Here is a 13,943-nt window from a genome sequence, read left to right on the forward strand (position 1 = left end):
CTACAGGGGGTGGTTCCAACCCGCATTCAGATCGGCCTCAGCGTGCCCGTCCCTGAGCCTCTTCTCTATCTCTCTCCTGAATTTTTCGAATTTCTGAGCGGAATCCAAGTTCCTGGGCACGACAATCGGCTGCCCCCATTGGATGGTCACATTACCAAATGGCTTGGGCACCAGGAACCTGTCCCAGCTTCCCATGATCCAGGCCCTGTCAGCCGATACGATGACAGGCAGGATCACGGCCCCTGATACTTGGGCCATGCTCACAATGCCTGGCTTGACGATCCCTTTGGGACCCAGGGGGCCGTCCACGATGTGTATGACGGCAGGGTACTTCTTCAACGCCTCCATAATGGCTTTCAGGGCAGTGGTCCCCCCCCGTGAGCTGGAGCCTCTCACCGGTACGAGTCCCAGCCGTCCGGCGAGTCTTGCCATCAGCTCCCCGTCTCTGCTCGGGCTGATCATGACGATCGGTTTGAAATACCTGAATTTGGTGACATAGGCAAGGGCGGGCAGGAAACGTTGATGCCATACGGCAACTATCAAACGCCCGTAATCCGCCAGGCACCCGAGGGCGATCTCCTCCCCCGTCACCCTGACCCTGACAAAAGAGAGGTAGAAGCGCAGAAGGTAGTAACCCAGGGGAATCAATCGATACAGGATCATGTATTTGAATGAATCCATCGACGGGGCAGGAAAACTCCTTGTCAAATCCTTTATTGGCAGTACCAGTGATTCCCTGGTGAGCTCACTCCTCTGAAATACACGGCCGTCTTTCGAACGAGACTCCTTGATATGTAGCCTCTGGGGGAACTCACGCATCGTGTCCCAGCCCTGCCCGGTCTCTATCTCAAGCTTCCGGACCAGAAAAAGGGCCAATCAGCACAGAAGGACGTGGCTGCGACGGCGGTCTTCCCTCCAGAGGTCTATTCTGGGCTTGCCCCCTGGAAGCTCATTGACGTACCGGCCCATTGCGGAATGGGGCCTCAAGGCCCGGACGGCTTTGGTGTTGGATTTTTCCTCGGCATCCCCCACGGCCTCCAGTCCCTGCTGGAGCCCCTGGATCCGTTTCCGGCTTCGCTCCCTGTGTCCTTTTGCCTCACTGGAATTGTAACAGGTCACAAAACGTCGTCATCCATTGGTATCTGAATTAACGATTTCATGCTAGGATATCAATGGCGGTCAGGCCGATATTTGAATCTATCGGGTTTTGAGAACGTCAAAGCCGAGTATATGGCTTCGCCCCTTTTCGCGGCTTCGGTGAGAATCTCCGTTTGTTCAGGTGTGGGATCAAAGGTTTTTTCCCTTTTCAAAACCGAGCCGTCTTGACTGCGTGAAAACAACACGGTTTCGTCCCACCACCGGCTCATTCTGCAATGCTTCGTTCAACAGTCTCCAGTATTTCATACCATGGTGCAGAGATCAAGAACTTCCTAATTGGATCTTTTCATTTGATGTTTCCTATTTTTTTCCACTTCCATGTACTGATTCTTTCTCTATCTTCACAAACCGGAAAAGCCCGCTTTCTATTCCGGATTATACAATCCCCGCCCGTTCCTAGAAGCTCCGCGAAAACGAAGATTTCGCCGAGCGGAGCCGTCTCCTGCGGGTTGTCCGTTCAGTTGAAATTGTACGCCGTCACAATCGGTTTTCTCCCCGTCGTCTTGTCCGTAAAGTATTCATTGAAGCAGAGACCGATGTAGCCGCCGGAGACGTTGTACACCTTGTCATACCCCAAGTGCTGCAGGAACAGGCACGCGTTGTAGGACCGCTGCCCGGACCGGCAGTGGAGGTAGACCGGTTCGTCTCTCGGAATTTCGCGAACACGCTCCCTCAACTCTGAGAGGGGAATGTGCCGTGCGCCGGCGATATGCCCGGCATTCCATTCTTCCTCTTCCCTGACGTCGACGATGAAGGCGCCCGCCTCCACCAGCTCACGGATCCGGGTTATCTGGACCTGCTTGAAGGTATCGTGCAGGACGTTGGAGGCCACGTAGCCGGCCATGTTGACCACGTCCTTTGCCGTGCCAAAGGGCGGGGCATAACAGAGTTCGAGGTCCTTCAGGTGGTCGATGGTGGCCTTGGCGGTGATGGCCGTGGCGATGACGTCGATCCGTTTGTCCACGTTTCCCCGGCCGATGGCCTGCGCCCCGATTATTCTTCCGGTCGGCTTCTCGAAGATAAGCTTGAAATGGAGCTCTTCCGAATCCGGCATCAGGCCCACCTTGTCCTTGGGGACGATCTTTACGAAGTCGTAGTCTATATCCATCTTTGCCAGGGCATGTTCGTTGAGTCCCGTGGCGGCTCCGTTGTAGTTGAAAACCTTCACGACCGACGAACCGATGTATCCTGGATAGTTGACGGGGATGTGATGGACATGGTTGGCAACGGCGCGGGCCTGCTTCTGGGCGGGACCTGCAAGCGCCAGGGTCATGTAATCCCGCATCACGGGATTGTAGACCTGGATGGCATCTCCGATGGCATAGATGTCCGGATCGCTGGTCTTGTAGTTATGGTCGACCCAGATGGCGCCGGTCCTGCCGATTTTCAGGCCGGCCTCCTTTGCCAGGTCACTCTCGGGCGTCACACCTATGGCAAGGACGATCACCTCCGAGGTGAATTTCTTGCCCGACTCGAGGATCACCTCGTCGGTGTCGAAGGCGGCAACCCGATCCCCCACCGTAAGGTCTACCCCGTTGTCGATGAGCTCCTTGTGAAGGATCTGAACCATGTCTCCGTCAAACTGGTTGAGCACCTGCGGCAGGGCCTCGACAAGGGAGACCGTGCGACCCGCCTCCACGAGGTTTTCCGCCACCTCGATCCCGATGAATCCGCCACCGACGATGGTGATACGGGTCGGTTTGATCTCTTCTATACCCCCGTGCAGTTTCTCGATATCGACTACGTTTCGGACGGTAAAGATACGGGCCTTTTCGATCCCTGGGATGGGCGGAACAACTGGACGGGCGCCCGGCGAGAGGATGAGTTTGTCGTAGGTCTCGCGATACGTTTCCCCGGTAACAAGGTTCTTGACTTCCACAGCCCTGGCTTCCCTGTCGACGGCGACGACTTCGTGGTTGACCCGGGCATCGATCTTGTACTGTTTCTTGAATTTCTCGGGCGTCATCAGGAGCAGATTTTCGGCGCTCTTGACGGTGCCGCTCAGATAGTAAGGGAGGCAGCAGTTCGAAAACGACACATGCGGTCCCCTTTCGAACATGATAATTTCATCTTCTTCGCTCAGTCTCCTCAGCCTGGCCGCCGCTGACGCGCCGCCGGCCACACCTCCCACGACCAAATATCTCTTGCCCATGTTTGTCTCCTTCTCTTCTCTTTATTTGTCTTTCTCGAGCCCAGCTTGAAACTCGCTCTTCATCTGGAAGCCCGCTTCCCCATCCTGCCCGCGACAGGAAGCATGATGACAAGACCCATGACGGCCAGAGCAACCATCGTCAGGGTCACCTCCGGGTCCTTGAAATTCTGCGCCGCCACCAGGATGGCGGCCGATATGTTCCGCTGGCCCGTCCCGAGAGACAGGACAACGCGCCCGTCGCGGCCCGGTCCCCCAAGTCCATACCCGATGAGCATGGCCGCTATCAGCAGGAGGACGATGGCGATCAGGCTCGGCCCCACCATGGCGATCAGGCTCTTCGTGTTCAGGATAATCAGGGTCGCCGCCAGCACGATCAGCGCGATGTTGCTCAGCTTGGTGAATACCGCCTGGAGGCGTTTCGCAGCGGCCTCGGCGCGCGCGCGGAAAAAGAGCGCAGCAAGCAGCGGTATCAGCATCAGGAGGATCAGGGACTTGGCGATGGCCCAGGAACTTATCTTGGCACCCGACAACAGGAACGGCAGCATGACCGGCAGGTAGAAGATCGTGACCACCATGAGCAGCAGCATCAGCCCGATGGAAAAGGCCGCATCGCTTCTGGCGATTTCCGCCAGCTTCGGCAGAAAGGGCGCGCCGGCCGCCAGGGAAAGCAGGATCAGACCGATTTTCACCCCTTCGGGGACCGGAATGACCGCCAACATGCCATACACGAAAAGAGGGACCAGGACGAAATTGGCAATGAGGGACAACACAACAACTCTGGCGTTCCTCAGAGGCCCCAGAATCTGGCGGACGGTCAGGCTCAGCCCCATGCTGATCATGCTTCCGATCACGAAGGTCAACACGGAAATTCGGAAGAGCATCTCCAGAGTCTCTCTCATATCTTTTCTCCCAGGCGGTATTTCAGGATGGGGTGAACACCCCCGCCACGACAAATTCGAGGCCTGCATCGACGCTGTTCTTTTCGATATTGCCGTCCTCCGGGTTCAGCAATCCGACGAAAACGCCTTGCCCTTTACGACAGGTTCAGTAGTCTCTTGGCATTCAGATAGAGATACTTTTCCATGACCCTGTCGGCAAGGGGCAGGGCGAGGGTCTGTTTCAGCGTGGTGTCGAAATTGCCGAAGGGATAGGCGGATCCGTACACGAATTGATCCTGGAGCATTTCGATATTCTCCTGGTAGAGCTGCCCCCCGGGCCAGAAGGTATAAACGTCCGAACTGATCGTTACACTCGGCCACTTCAGCGCAAGCGCCAGCATTTCGGTGATGCGGGGGTAGCCTCCGTGCCCCACCACCAGCCTGAGCCTGGGAAATTGCTTCATCACGCTGTCCATCCGCCAAATCTGGTTGGGCTTGTCCCAGTTGTTGGGATCGGCAAAGGCACCTGTCTGGACCTGCAGGATCTTCCCGCTGTCCTGCATGACTTCATAGATCGGGTACAGCGAAATGTCATCGTACGTGGTCGGGCCGCCCGCCATCCGATAACCGGGCTCGACAGTTGCTCCCCTAATTCCGCTGTCCAGCGCTTTTTGCAGCTCTTCCTTTGACTTCTCTACAGGCTGATCCAGATTCACAGGTGCTATGCCATAGAAACGTCCAGGGTATTTTTTCTCGTACTCGAGCAACTCCTTGTATCCCATGCTCCCCTGTTCTCCTGCCATGTAGCGGCCGGCCACAACAACGGCTTCGATTCCCGTAGAATCTATTTCCTTCCACCAAAGTGCCATAGCCCCGGACGACTCGAACCGCTTGACACATTCAGGAACCCTCCCGTGGGTTGCCGGGTTGCCGAGATAGGTAGGGCGCTCAGCGATATAGCCCAGGCGCATCTTATACAGCCCGTGGAATGCCTTCAGGGGTGGACGGCATCGGAAGTCGATGACCTTGAACTTCTTTCTGCTCTTGCCGGGATCTCCGGCAGGGGCGTCAGCCGAAAGGGTTCCCGGAATCATAGCTGCCGCGCCCGCTGCAGCAGCAATGCCAGCAGTCTTGAGAAACTCGCGCCTTTCAACCTTGCATGGAATTTTCTCTTTCATTTTTCTTGACCCTCCTTTTTCTGGTTTGATTGGGTTGTACTCTCCTATCAACTAGGCCATGAAAAAGTCGGCCACTCTTCGTAGAGCACGGCAATGAATCAAGCTCTCTTCATTCGTTTATCAGGCTAAGAAAACGAACAAAAAGGCAAAAAGACAGAAAACACTTGTTTTGATTGTTTTGCTTTCCTCACTGTTTTCGAGTGGACCGGGGACAAGCACGACGCAAACAGACATTATCGATACTGTTGTAGAGGAGAAATCCAGGCGCACTATGGTACGATTACAGCACGCCCGACGATTTGTCCTTTAGCTAATTTACCAAGCGCCACTTCCGCCTCTTCCAGCTTAAACCGGGTAACATGCGGCTTTAAGAGCCCTGCTTCTGCAAGACCGATAAGCTCCAACAGTTCGGATTTACTTCCTCCAAAGGAGGTACTCAACATCACACCATACGGAAGAGCATGATGGGTGAATTCAAACGATCCGGGACCCCGGCCTACAACCGCGATGTGTCCCAGCGGTTTAATCATTCTGGTTGCTGATGCAATGGTGCCGCCGGCACCCACAAAATCGAGCACCGCTTCCATGCTCATTTTTTCGAAATTGGGGTCTTCCGATCTTCGGCATTCATCGGCGCCAAGTTCTTTGGCCAACTCCAGCGCCGAATCGCTCAAATCGTAAGCGATGATGCGCGCCGGGCTCATCGCTTTCAGCTCCTGAACAGCCAGATGTCCAAGACCGCCCACACCGATTACGGCCACGGTGGTCCCGCCGGTCAACAAGGGCAGCACCCGCTTCACGGCGTGGTAGGAGCTCAGGGCCGCATCAGTGAGCGGCGCCGCTTCGGCCGGATCGATATTTACCGGCACCACCGCACCGGCCGGGGCAACCACGTACTCGGCCAGACCGCCGTCAAGTCCCATCCCAACCTGCTTGCCCTTGTTCAGGCAGTAGTTATTCCAACCCGCCGCACAGTAGCGGCAATGGCCGCATCCTGCGATGGTCACGATGGCGGCCTGGTCTGGCTCGAAGCCACTCACGCCGGGGCCCAGTTTGTCGATCCAGCCGCCCACTTCGTGGCCAATGGTCATGGGTAATTCTATTTTCAAATGGGGCGGGCTGGCTTCCCATTCATGAATTAGATGTAAATCCGACTGACAAATACCGTTGCCCGCCACTTTGAGCCGCACCTGCCCCGCGCCTGGCTCAGGAACGGGAATATCTACGAACTTTGGCGGCTCTTTCCATTCAAACAAGCGATAGGCTTTCATGATTATTCCTCCGCTACAAGATTTGGTCCGGGTACACTGTCTTGATCCGAAGCCGTTGCGCGGGTTTTGTGCGTTTCTTGAACATTCATCAGGAATTGTTTTGGCTCAATTCCGAGATAACAGGTATTCTTGGCACTGCTCCCAGCGCCCTTCATCAATGAGAAAAGAATAGGCCGTCACATGATTTATTATCGCCAGACGATCGGCCAGAAATTTTGGATCAGCAGGCAGCGGTTTGCCGGAATAGTCCGCCTGCACCATGGGAAGACGCGCTGGCTTCAGGCGCTTTTGAAAATCCGTCAGCTTTTCCCATTTCTTCCCCTGGGCCATGACGGGAGAAACCACCAATAAAACCAATACGAAAACTGCCCGTAATTTGACCATCTTCTTCATTTTTTTCCTTTCTATTCATTCTTCAGGGCTTGGAGATAGGCGTCGATGATCTTGTCATAGGTGTCATAGCTCGGCTTCCAGGCCCACTCCCTTACGGAGCTGTTGTCGTCCACAAGGTGGGAGGCGGATTTGAGCAGCTTATCCCACTCCGGATTGATGTCGAACGTAATCCGTGCGCCCGGGATGTGCCGATTCACCATCTCCACCATCTCGCCTGCAGTCGGCACTGGGTCCTTGACGCCGTTGATGAAGTAGTTCACGGTTTTGATGTTCTCCGCCGGTGCGTTTCCCAGCATGATCAGGGCACGGCCACCATCTTCCACATAGACGAGGGGCAGGCGGATTTCCGGACTGATGGGCACCGTGTAAGATTCCCCTCTCGCCGAGTGCTCGATGATCGCCGAGGTATAGCTGACAATACCCCCGACTCGCTCACCCGGTCCGATGATAGCGGGATAGTGAATCCCTCGGTAATCCAGCCCGAACCTCCTTCTGTAATACCTCCCGGCGTTCTCGGCGAAAACCTTCGTAATCCCATAGAATGATGCGGGACGCTGTAGAGTTCTGTCGTTGAGCACCTCCCCTTCTTCAAGGTCCTCTCCATACGTGGTGGCGGAACTGGAAAAGAGCACTCGGGACACGTTGTGCTGCCTCGCCGTCTCCAGCAGGTGCATGAACCCGTTCACGTTGATACGCACGGCCTCCATCTGGTTTCTTTCACAGGCATCCCCCAGATACGCTGCGATGTGGTAAATCTTCGTGGGCTTTGTCCTGCCGATGAGAGAGGCAAGCGCCTCGGGGTCGGCAACGTCGGACCGCACATATTCGATCTGGTCCATAATATCCTTCAGCCGCTTGGGATCCGGGTTGATGTCCATTACGATCGGGTGTTCTTGCCCCCCCTCGACGAGTTGATGTACGAGCGAAGACCCCAGAAGTCCCGATCCCCCGGTGACAATGACATTGTTTGGATTCGCCATTTCTTGCCTCCTTGCTTTATTGTTTTGTCTATTCAAGGTATTTCAGCAGAAATCCTTTCAATTGGCTATAGACCAATTTCGATTCCGGTGATTCATACAGGAACAGATATTCCGCACGCGAGACCCCTTCGATCACCATAAGGTCGGCAACCACACGTGCCCTTCTCATTTTCATGTGCCTCCCAACCGCATTGCTGAGAAACAAGTCCCGTGTGCCGCTTACAAGGAAGTCCGGAGGGAAGCCCGTAAAATCACCATAAACAGGCGAAACAAGAGGATCTTTCAGGTCTTTACCGTCAGCGTACAGTTTTGCGGCACTTTCCAGCAGCCCCTCGTTGGTTACCAAGAGGTGATCAATACCCTAATTGATGTAATAGCTGTCACCGGTCTTTGTCAGGTCGGTCCAGGGTATCCCCGCAAACAGGGCGGCCGGCACATCAAGCCCCAATGCCTTGAGTTTGTGGACCGTGGCCGGGGTCAATCCGCCTCCGGCAGAGGTCCCGCCTAGGGCGATACACCCCGCACGGTGTTTTTTCAACGGTTCCCTGTACACATTCACTGCATCATCCAGCACCGCCGGGAACGGGTGTTTGGGAGGCATCCGGTAATCAACCGATATCACCCGGATATTGCACCTGGCCGCAATCAAAACGGCCTCCGCCAAACCCGCCTTGCCTGGATTGAAAACATAGGCGCCTCCATAGAGATACATGAAGACGCGATTTTCGTTTTTCGGATCGATCTTTCTTACCGCCGAAACATCCGGCTGGGGAATACCGAGAAGAAAATCACGGAGCACCTTACCGCCGGCCTGTGGCGCTGCCGGAATTGTTTTTTCACGTATGACCCACTGTTTTTCACCAGTTCTTGCCAGCACGCTTGTTGCAGAGGTCGAGAAGACAAGAATCCCCAATACCACCAATAACGGTCTTAATGTCTTCTTTAGTCTTCATATTATCTCCCGTCAAAGTATGGACTTCCCACCAATGCCACACATTCCGATATTCTTCACCCTTGGCGGTAAAGGGCCATAAAGGGTCAGCATGTGAAAATCTAAAAGGAAATCCTCCCCAGGATCAATGGGGGTAATCCTGTATTTCCTTGTTGGAAACACCCTACATCATCGAGGAGGGCAGGGGTCAAGTCTTTTTTTGATCATTACTGTCAAGTTATTCTGTAACTCCGATATGTTACACTCTATATCTGGTTGATACTCCGAAAGCCCAGCCCCGGGACCGAAGTGAAATGTAAACTGGTCACTACGAGTAGCCCCTCCGACTCCCTGGTCATTTTCAAAGGGCCGTCCTCACTCCATCCCAAAATCAAACGGCAGGAAGCAAGAGAATGAGAGCGCCCTCCACTATCAGTCTCACCCAAGGTGACCATCAATCTCATCCAAGGTAAAATGCTTTTGATTGCAAAGAGAAATCAGAAAGAAAACTCAAGACAAGATTTGGCCCATCTCCCCCGTTCGCGATATCATTCTGCAAGAGACGATATTTCTTGCAACAGATAACTATTACTCCTTGACAGGGCGCTCCTTAATCGGTGACCAACCCCGCTAGAAACTGCCATGGCAGCATACCTCATCATGAGGGATCGAGCTGTGTTCAAGCCCGAAAGGCTGTTTGCATAAGGAGGTGGCAGGAACGGCAAACCTACCAAGGGGCTGGCTTAAGAACCACGAGGCCTGGGGAAAGAACGAATTGGATACGGCCTGGAGCCAAAGATTTTCCTGTCCCCTAAGGAGCAGAAAGGGTGGATTTGACAGAGGGGTTTGTCCGACAAGACATCAATCCTGACGGGTGACTGGTGCAGCGACGCTGGCACCGAAAAACCGGAAGAAACTCCGGCAAAGGTAGAGGTGCTGTTGACTCAGCCGTTGCCCCCTAGGGCGTTTATAGGGGATTAGCCCTCCACATTGGACAGATCGGTCTTAATCGTCTCAATCCGTTTTCTCAATAGCTCGTTCCTCGCTTGGTTTACCGAGAATCTCTGGTGCCCCTTGGCCATACATGAATAACTGAGACCACCAAAGACCTGCCCGATTCGGCTATTCCTTACGCCTGTCAACCTTTTCATCAAGTAGAGGGCGATGTATCTCGACTCGCCACTAGCTGTCAGCACATCGTCCCGGGACACCTCGAAATCAGAAGAGGCTGCATCAATGATGTCATCAAATCCATAAGAGGCTTCCAACACCTTTCTCTCTGAGACCTCTCGCCTTGGAACAATCAGATCCCTCATAGCCCTTTCACGGTCTCCCTGACAAACGTCTGACCGCCCGGACTCACCCCACGATATACGCTCTCCGGTGGATTGTCGGACACCTGCGTAACGGCTTTCTCGATAAAATCTCTGTATCGCTTCTTCGAGCTTTCTTGTGTTTCCGGTCTTTGTAGACAATCACCAAAATACAACAATTCCCTGTACCTCCGCTGAAAAAGATGACCACATGGCAAAAGGGCCCTTGGTATTAAATCCGTACTGGTCTGGCGTGAGACTATCACCTCCGCATTAGTCGGAGAAGGATCTGACCTGCCGGAATGTCCAATGTCAAGGGCTGACCCCATGGGCAAAGGAGAATTCGATTCCTGGGTGTGACAGCGGTTCTTGCCGGTCAACTCTCCCTTCATCCCGGCCCAGAGACGTGTGCCTTCCTAAACTATCAGCCACGGGGTGAGGCTAACTAGGCGTGTTTGCAGAATAACTAGGTAGAAATGATCAAAAAAAGACTTGACCCCTTTGCTGACACCCCTCCTCAAATTTGAACAAACCTGTCTGCCTAGGCTTTCCACAGGCCGTGGAGGTTGCAATACCCCCGGGCGGTAATCTTCTCGGCAGGAACGTTGAACGTCGCTTCAGGAGCATCACCCGGCTTGAGGAACTGGCGGTATGCCTTTCCGTCGGCAATCGCCTCGATCCACTCGATATAGTGCTTCTCCTCCATGGGATGGGCCACACTCCCCACCTTCACCTTGAACCCGGATGCTGTCCGTTCAATTACCGGCATGTGCTTCTCCCGGGCGGCGTCGACCGTATTCTCCGTGAAGAGTCTCATGGGCTGCCCGCAGCACACGAGTTCTCCCTTGCCCTCGTGGAGCATTTCCACAATATTCCCGCAGATCTCACACTTGTAGATTTCCAGTTGCTTGGTCATCTCACCCTCCTCCCTTTCGAGTCGAGTCTGTCCGGCGGTGAAAACACCCCGACTGCACGATTAGTTTGAAGTCAAGACCTCATCGTCCCAGATCTTTTCGAAGAAGAACTTATGGCCCCTCTCCTCCTCGGCCAGATTCTGAAACAGGCGCTTGGCGAGCGGATCGTCCACGACTTTCTCCAGATCGGTGTACAGATTGATCGAGGCCTGTTCACGGTGCATGGCGATGTCTACAATATCCTGCCACGACATGTCCGGGCCGGGCTTCTTCTCCACTACATACTCGGTTATGTGGAGATCGGGTACCTTGTGGGGAACTCCGGTTGCAACACCGGCCACATCCATCTTTTCCAGTCGTTGCCTATGGCCTTCTTCCATTGCGGCTATCTTGCGAAGCTCCACTGCCAGGGCCTTCACCTTGACCTTCTCGGCTAGGTCGTTGTAAAACCCCACTGCCTCCTTCTCCTTCTCTATGGCAAAATCGATAATGGTCTGAAGTTCTTCCGAACTCATTCTTTCTCCCCCGTCCGCCATCACTGCTCCCCCCTCGATTCATGGACAAACCCGGACCCGTCACGCCCTGAATCACTTCAGAGATCGAAGCTCAGACGATTTTCCTCACGGCATTCCAGAGGGCCTCGTAGTCAGGTTCATGGGTCATCTCCTTGACAAGCTGAATGTACTTGACAACCCCGCTGCCGTCGACCAGGAAGACCGCTCTCGCCAGGAGGCGCAACTCCTTGATCAAGACACCGTAGGCCAGACCGAAACCAGCCTCGCGATGATCTGACAGGGTCTTCACCGTCGTCACACCGGCCGCCCCGCACCATCTCTTCTGGGCAAAGGGAAGATCCATGCTCACCGTAAGGATCACTACCCCTTCGCCGAATCTGGACGCCTCTTCGTTGAATCTCCGTGTCTCCGTGTCGCAGACCGGGGTATCCAGAGAAGGGACAGACGAGAGGATACGGACCTTGCCGGCAAGGGAGTCGAAGCGAACCGTTTCCATGTCGTTTCCAATCGTCTCAAAATCCGGCGCCCTGTCCCCCACATGGATCTCCCGGCCCACAAGTGTGAGGGGATTGCCCATGAACGTGACCGCTCCTGGTCTCTCTTCCATTCGGACCTCCTCGCGGTTTCCCGGTCATTTCTCCCTGGAAAACCCTCTTCGAGAAAACTCGTCCCGTAGTGGTACCCAGGAAAGTCTCCGATATTCAATCCGCCAACATCCCTCACCGACCGTCACTTGATTGAAGCATATATTTCCGGTTTTCCCCATGTCAAGGGGGCCCCGTTTTTTTCCTTTCAGCTCGAGTTTCCTGACCTTTGCATTCCACTATTTTCTAATGGTGGAATGCGAATCTGAATCTGTGAAGCAAGAAAGGGCCGTCCGAGCCTCGCCCCCTTGGAGAATACCCTTGTCCCTGAGCGACATTGCCGAAACGATGGGATACCCATCAAAGGTGAGCGGGCACCGGAAAACCCCTCTTTGGTGCGGGGAAGGGGCAGGTATTCCCCACCCGCGAACACTGAAAGAGTCACCGCAAGAGCTTGGGAGCGAAGGGATAGGGGCCTTCTCCTGGCAAAGAGAACCGGATGTAGAGAAGACAACGACCAAAATCCTTGATCGAAAAGTCAGGTATCGAGTCCCTTAGGTGTTGATTAAAGCATCTTTCCGGTTTATTTAGAAGAAGGGAGAGAAGCGATCGACTCCTCGTATTCCCTAGGAAAAAGGAGAGCCAAAATGATCGGTAAAGCCGCTTACTTGACTGGTCTTTTTCTATTCAGCTTTCTCCTCCTTGAGCCGAGTTGGGGGCAACTCGTCGATAAGGTCGACTTGGTCCGCCCCCTGCCCGTTCCGGTCCAGGGGAGTGTGGTCGTCGAGGGGAACGTGAACGTCGCAAACACACCAGAGGTGATCGTCAGGGAGATGCCAGAGGTCACCGTGACCGGGAACGTCAATGTTGTCAACTCCCCAGAGGTCAGGATAGCAGATGTTTCACAGGTCGAGGTCGTAAATGGGGCTGGAAGCAGCATACCGGTGCGGATCACCAATCCTATGCCCCTCCGGGCCCATGGCGATACCACCGACTTCTTCTCCTGGCACCGCCGTTCCTTTGTCGACTCTCAGAACATGACCCGCAACCACAGCGCTATCTCTGTCTCAAAGATGCAGGGGAGGCCCTTTGTGTTGACGGATCTTGTCGTAACCACCAGATTCAAAGACCCCAAGACCGAACTGATCCTCAGCCTCAAGGGGGCAGGAGCAGACAGAGGGCTCGGTCTTGATTTCATCCTCGTTCCAGAGGCTCCACATCTGGTCTCCCATCTCCAGACCGGGATAGTGTTCAGCCCGGAGGTTGCCATGAACGTCTCCGTTTCCGTCAAGGGTGAAGGCGGTGATTTCCGCGTCGACTATACGGTTACGTTTTCCGGATACTTCTTGGCCCGGGGCTAGCAGAGCCCGGACTATTGCGGCAAGAGACCTATCCCCATGGCCGGTGTCTCCCTGGCGGGAAAGGAGCCTTCCTCTTTATAAAATCCGCCAAATAGGTTAGGATTCAAAAGAATTACGTCACAGTGTGCAGCACCGGCGGTCGAGAGGCTGGTGGAAGATGGAAGGACACAACAAAAAGAGTGGAGGTGGGCGATGAAGGTGACCTACGCGGTGAGAAACGCGATGACAAGGGATATCGTATCTGTCGAGACTACTGCCAGCATACAGGAGGCGATCCGCCTCATGGTGGACAAGGACATCGGGTCCGTCGCCGTC

At 54.5% G+C, this 13,943-nt stretch carries 16 protein-coding genes; 2 read left to right on the top strand and 14 right to left on the bottom strand.

The genetic code is table 11. The features are described from left to right. The 14 genes from JRJ26_14945 to tpx form a co-directional block, all read right to left on the bottom strand. Positions 1 to 681: a lysophospholipid acyltransferase family protein gene (locus tag JRJ26_14945; GenBank protein MBW2058785.1), complete on the bottom strand. Its 681-nt coding sequence runs from the start codon at positions 679 to 681 to the stop codon at positions 1 to 3. A 195-nt stretch (positions 682 to 876) separates the two neighbouring features. Next, the gene (locus JRJ26_14950) at positions 877 to 1,119 is read right to left on the bottom strand and encodes a hypothetical protein (GenBank protein ID MBW2058786.1); all 243 of its coding nucleotides are present in this window, start codon (positions 1,117 to 1,119) and stop codon (positions 877 to 879) included. A gap of 496 nt (positions 1,120 to 1,615) precedes the next feature. After that, positions 1,616 to 3,310, bottom strand: coding sequence for an FAD-dependent oxidoreductase (locus JRJ26_14955; GenBank protein ID MBW2058787.1), 1,695 nt, complete (start codon positions 3,308 to 3,310; stop codon positions 1,616 to 1,618). A gap of 59 nt (positions 3,311 to 3,369) precedes the next feature. Next, positions 3,370 to 4,209 (bottom strand): bile acid:sodium symporter family protein, encoded by an 840-nt coding sequence (locus tag JRJ26_14960; protein ID MBW2058788.1) that lies wholly within the window; start codon positions 4,207 to 4,209, stop codon positions 3,370 to 3,372. A 134-nt stretch (positions 4,210 to 4,343) separates the two neighbouring features. Beyond that, positions 4,344 to 5,366, bottom strand: a complete 1,023-nt coding sequence (locus tag JRJ26_14965; GenBank protein ID MBW2058789.1) for an amidohydrolase family protein — start codon at positions 5,364 to 5,366, stop codon at positions 4,344 to 4,346. 269 nt (positions 5,367 to 5,635) lie between these two features. Beyond that, positions 5,636 to 6,637, bottom strand: a complete 1,002-nt coding sequence (locus JRJ26_14970) for an NAD(P)-dependent alcohol dehydrogenase (GenBank protein ID MBW2058790.1) — start codon at positions 6,635 to 6,637, stop codon at positions 5,636 to 5,638. Between the two features lie 105 nt (positions 6,638 to 6,742). Continuing rightward, entirely contained in the window at positions 6,743 to 7,030 is a 288-nt protein-coding gene (locus JRJ26_14975; protein ID MBW2058791.1) for a hypothetical protein, read from the bottom strand. An 11-nt stretch (positions 7,031 to 7,041) separates the two neighbouring features. After that, positions 7,042 to 8,010: an NAD-dependent epimerase/dehydratase family protein gene (locus JRJ26_14980; protein MBW2058792.1), complete on the bottom strand. Its 969-nt coding sequence runs from the start codon at positions 8,008 to 8,010 to the stop codon at positions 7,042 to 7,044. A 28-nt stretch (positions 8,011 to 8,038) separates the two neighbouring features. Continuing rightward, entirely contained in the window at positions 8,039 to 8,356 is a 318-nt protein-coding gene (locus JRJ26_14985; protein MBW2058793.1) for an alpha/beta hydrolase fold domain-containing protein, read from the bottom strand. 15 nt (positions 8,357 to 8,371) lie between these two features. Beyond that, positions 8,372 to 8,932, bottom strand: a complete 561-nt coding sequence (locus tag JRJ26_14990) for an alpha/beta hydrolase fold domain-containing protein (GenBank protein MBW2058794.1) — start codon at positions 8,930 to 8,932, stop codon at positions 8,372 to 8,374. A gap of 986 nt (positions 8,933 to 9,918) precedes the next feature. Beyond that, complete coding sequence (locus tag JRJ26_14995; GenBank protein MBW2058795.1) at positions 9,919 to 10,257, bottom strand: hypothetical protein; 339 nt, start codon at positions 10,255 to 10,257, stop codon at positions 9,919 to 9,921. Positions 10,258 to 10,795: 538 nt separating this feature from the next. Continuing rightward, entirely contained in the window at positions 10,796 to 11,170 is a 375-nt protein-coding gene (locus JRJ26_15000) for a desulfoferrodoxin (protein ID MBW2058796.1), read from the bottom strand. Between the two features lie 60 nt (positions 11,171 to 11,230). Continuing rightward, entirely contained in the window at positions 11,231 to 11,683 is a 453-nt protein-coding gene (locus tag JRJ26_15005; protein MBW2058797.1) for a ferritin family protein, read from the bottom strand. A gap of 91 nt (positions 11,684 to 11,774) precedes the next feature. Next, positions 11,775 to 12,290, bottom strand: coding sequence for a thiol peroxidase (gene tpx / locus JRJ26_15010; protein MBW2058798.1), 516 nt, complete (start codon positions 12,288 to 12,290; stop codon positions 11,775 to 11,777). Positions 12,291 to 12,914: 624 nt separating this feature from the next. Here tpx and JRJ26_15015 point away from each other — a divergent pair. Next, positions 12,915 to 13,628, top strand: coding sequence for a hypothetical protein (locus tag JRJ26_15015; GenBank protein ID MBW2058799.1), 714 nt, complete (start codon positions 12,915 to 12,917; stop codon positions 13,626 to 13,628). A 192-nt stretch (positions 13,629 to 13,820) separates the two neighbouring features. Further along, the coding region (locus tag JRJ26_15020) for a CBS domain-containing protein (protein MBW2058800.1) at positions 13,821 to 13,943 on the top strand (123 nt) is incomplete at its 3' end.

Source organism: Deltaproteobacteria bacterium, from assembly GCA_019308905.1.
Lineage (GTDB): Bacteria > Desulfobacterota > BSN033 > WVXP01 > WVXP01 > JAFDHF01.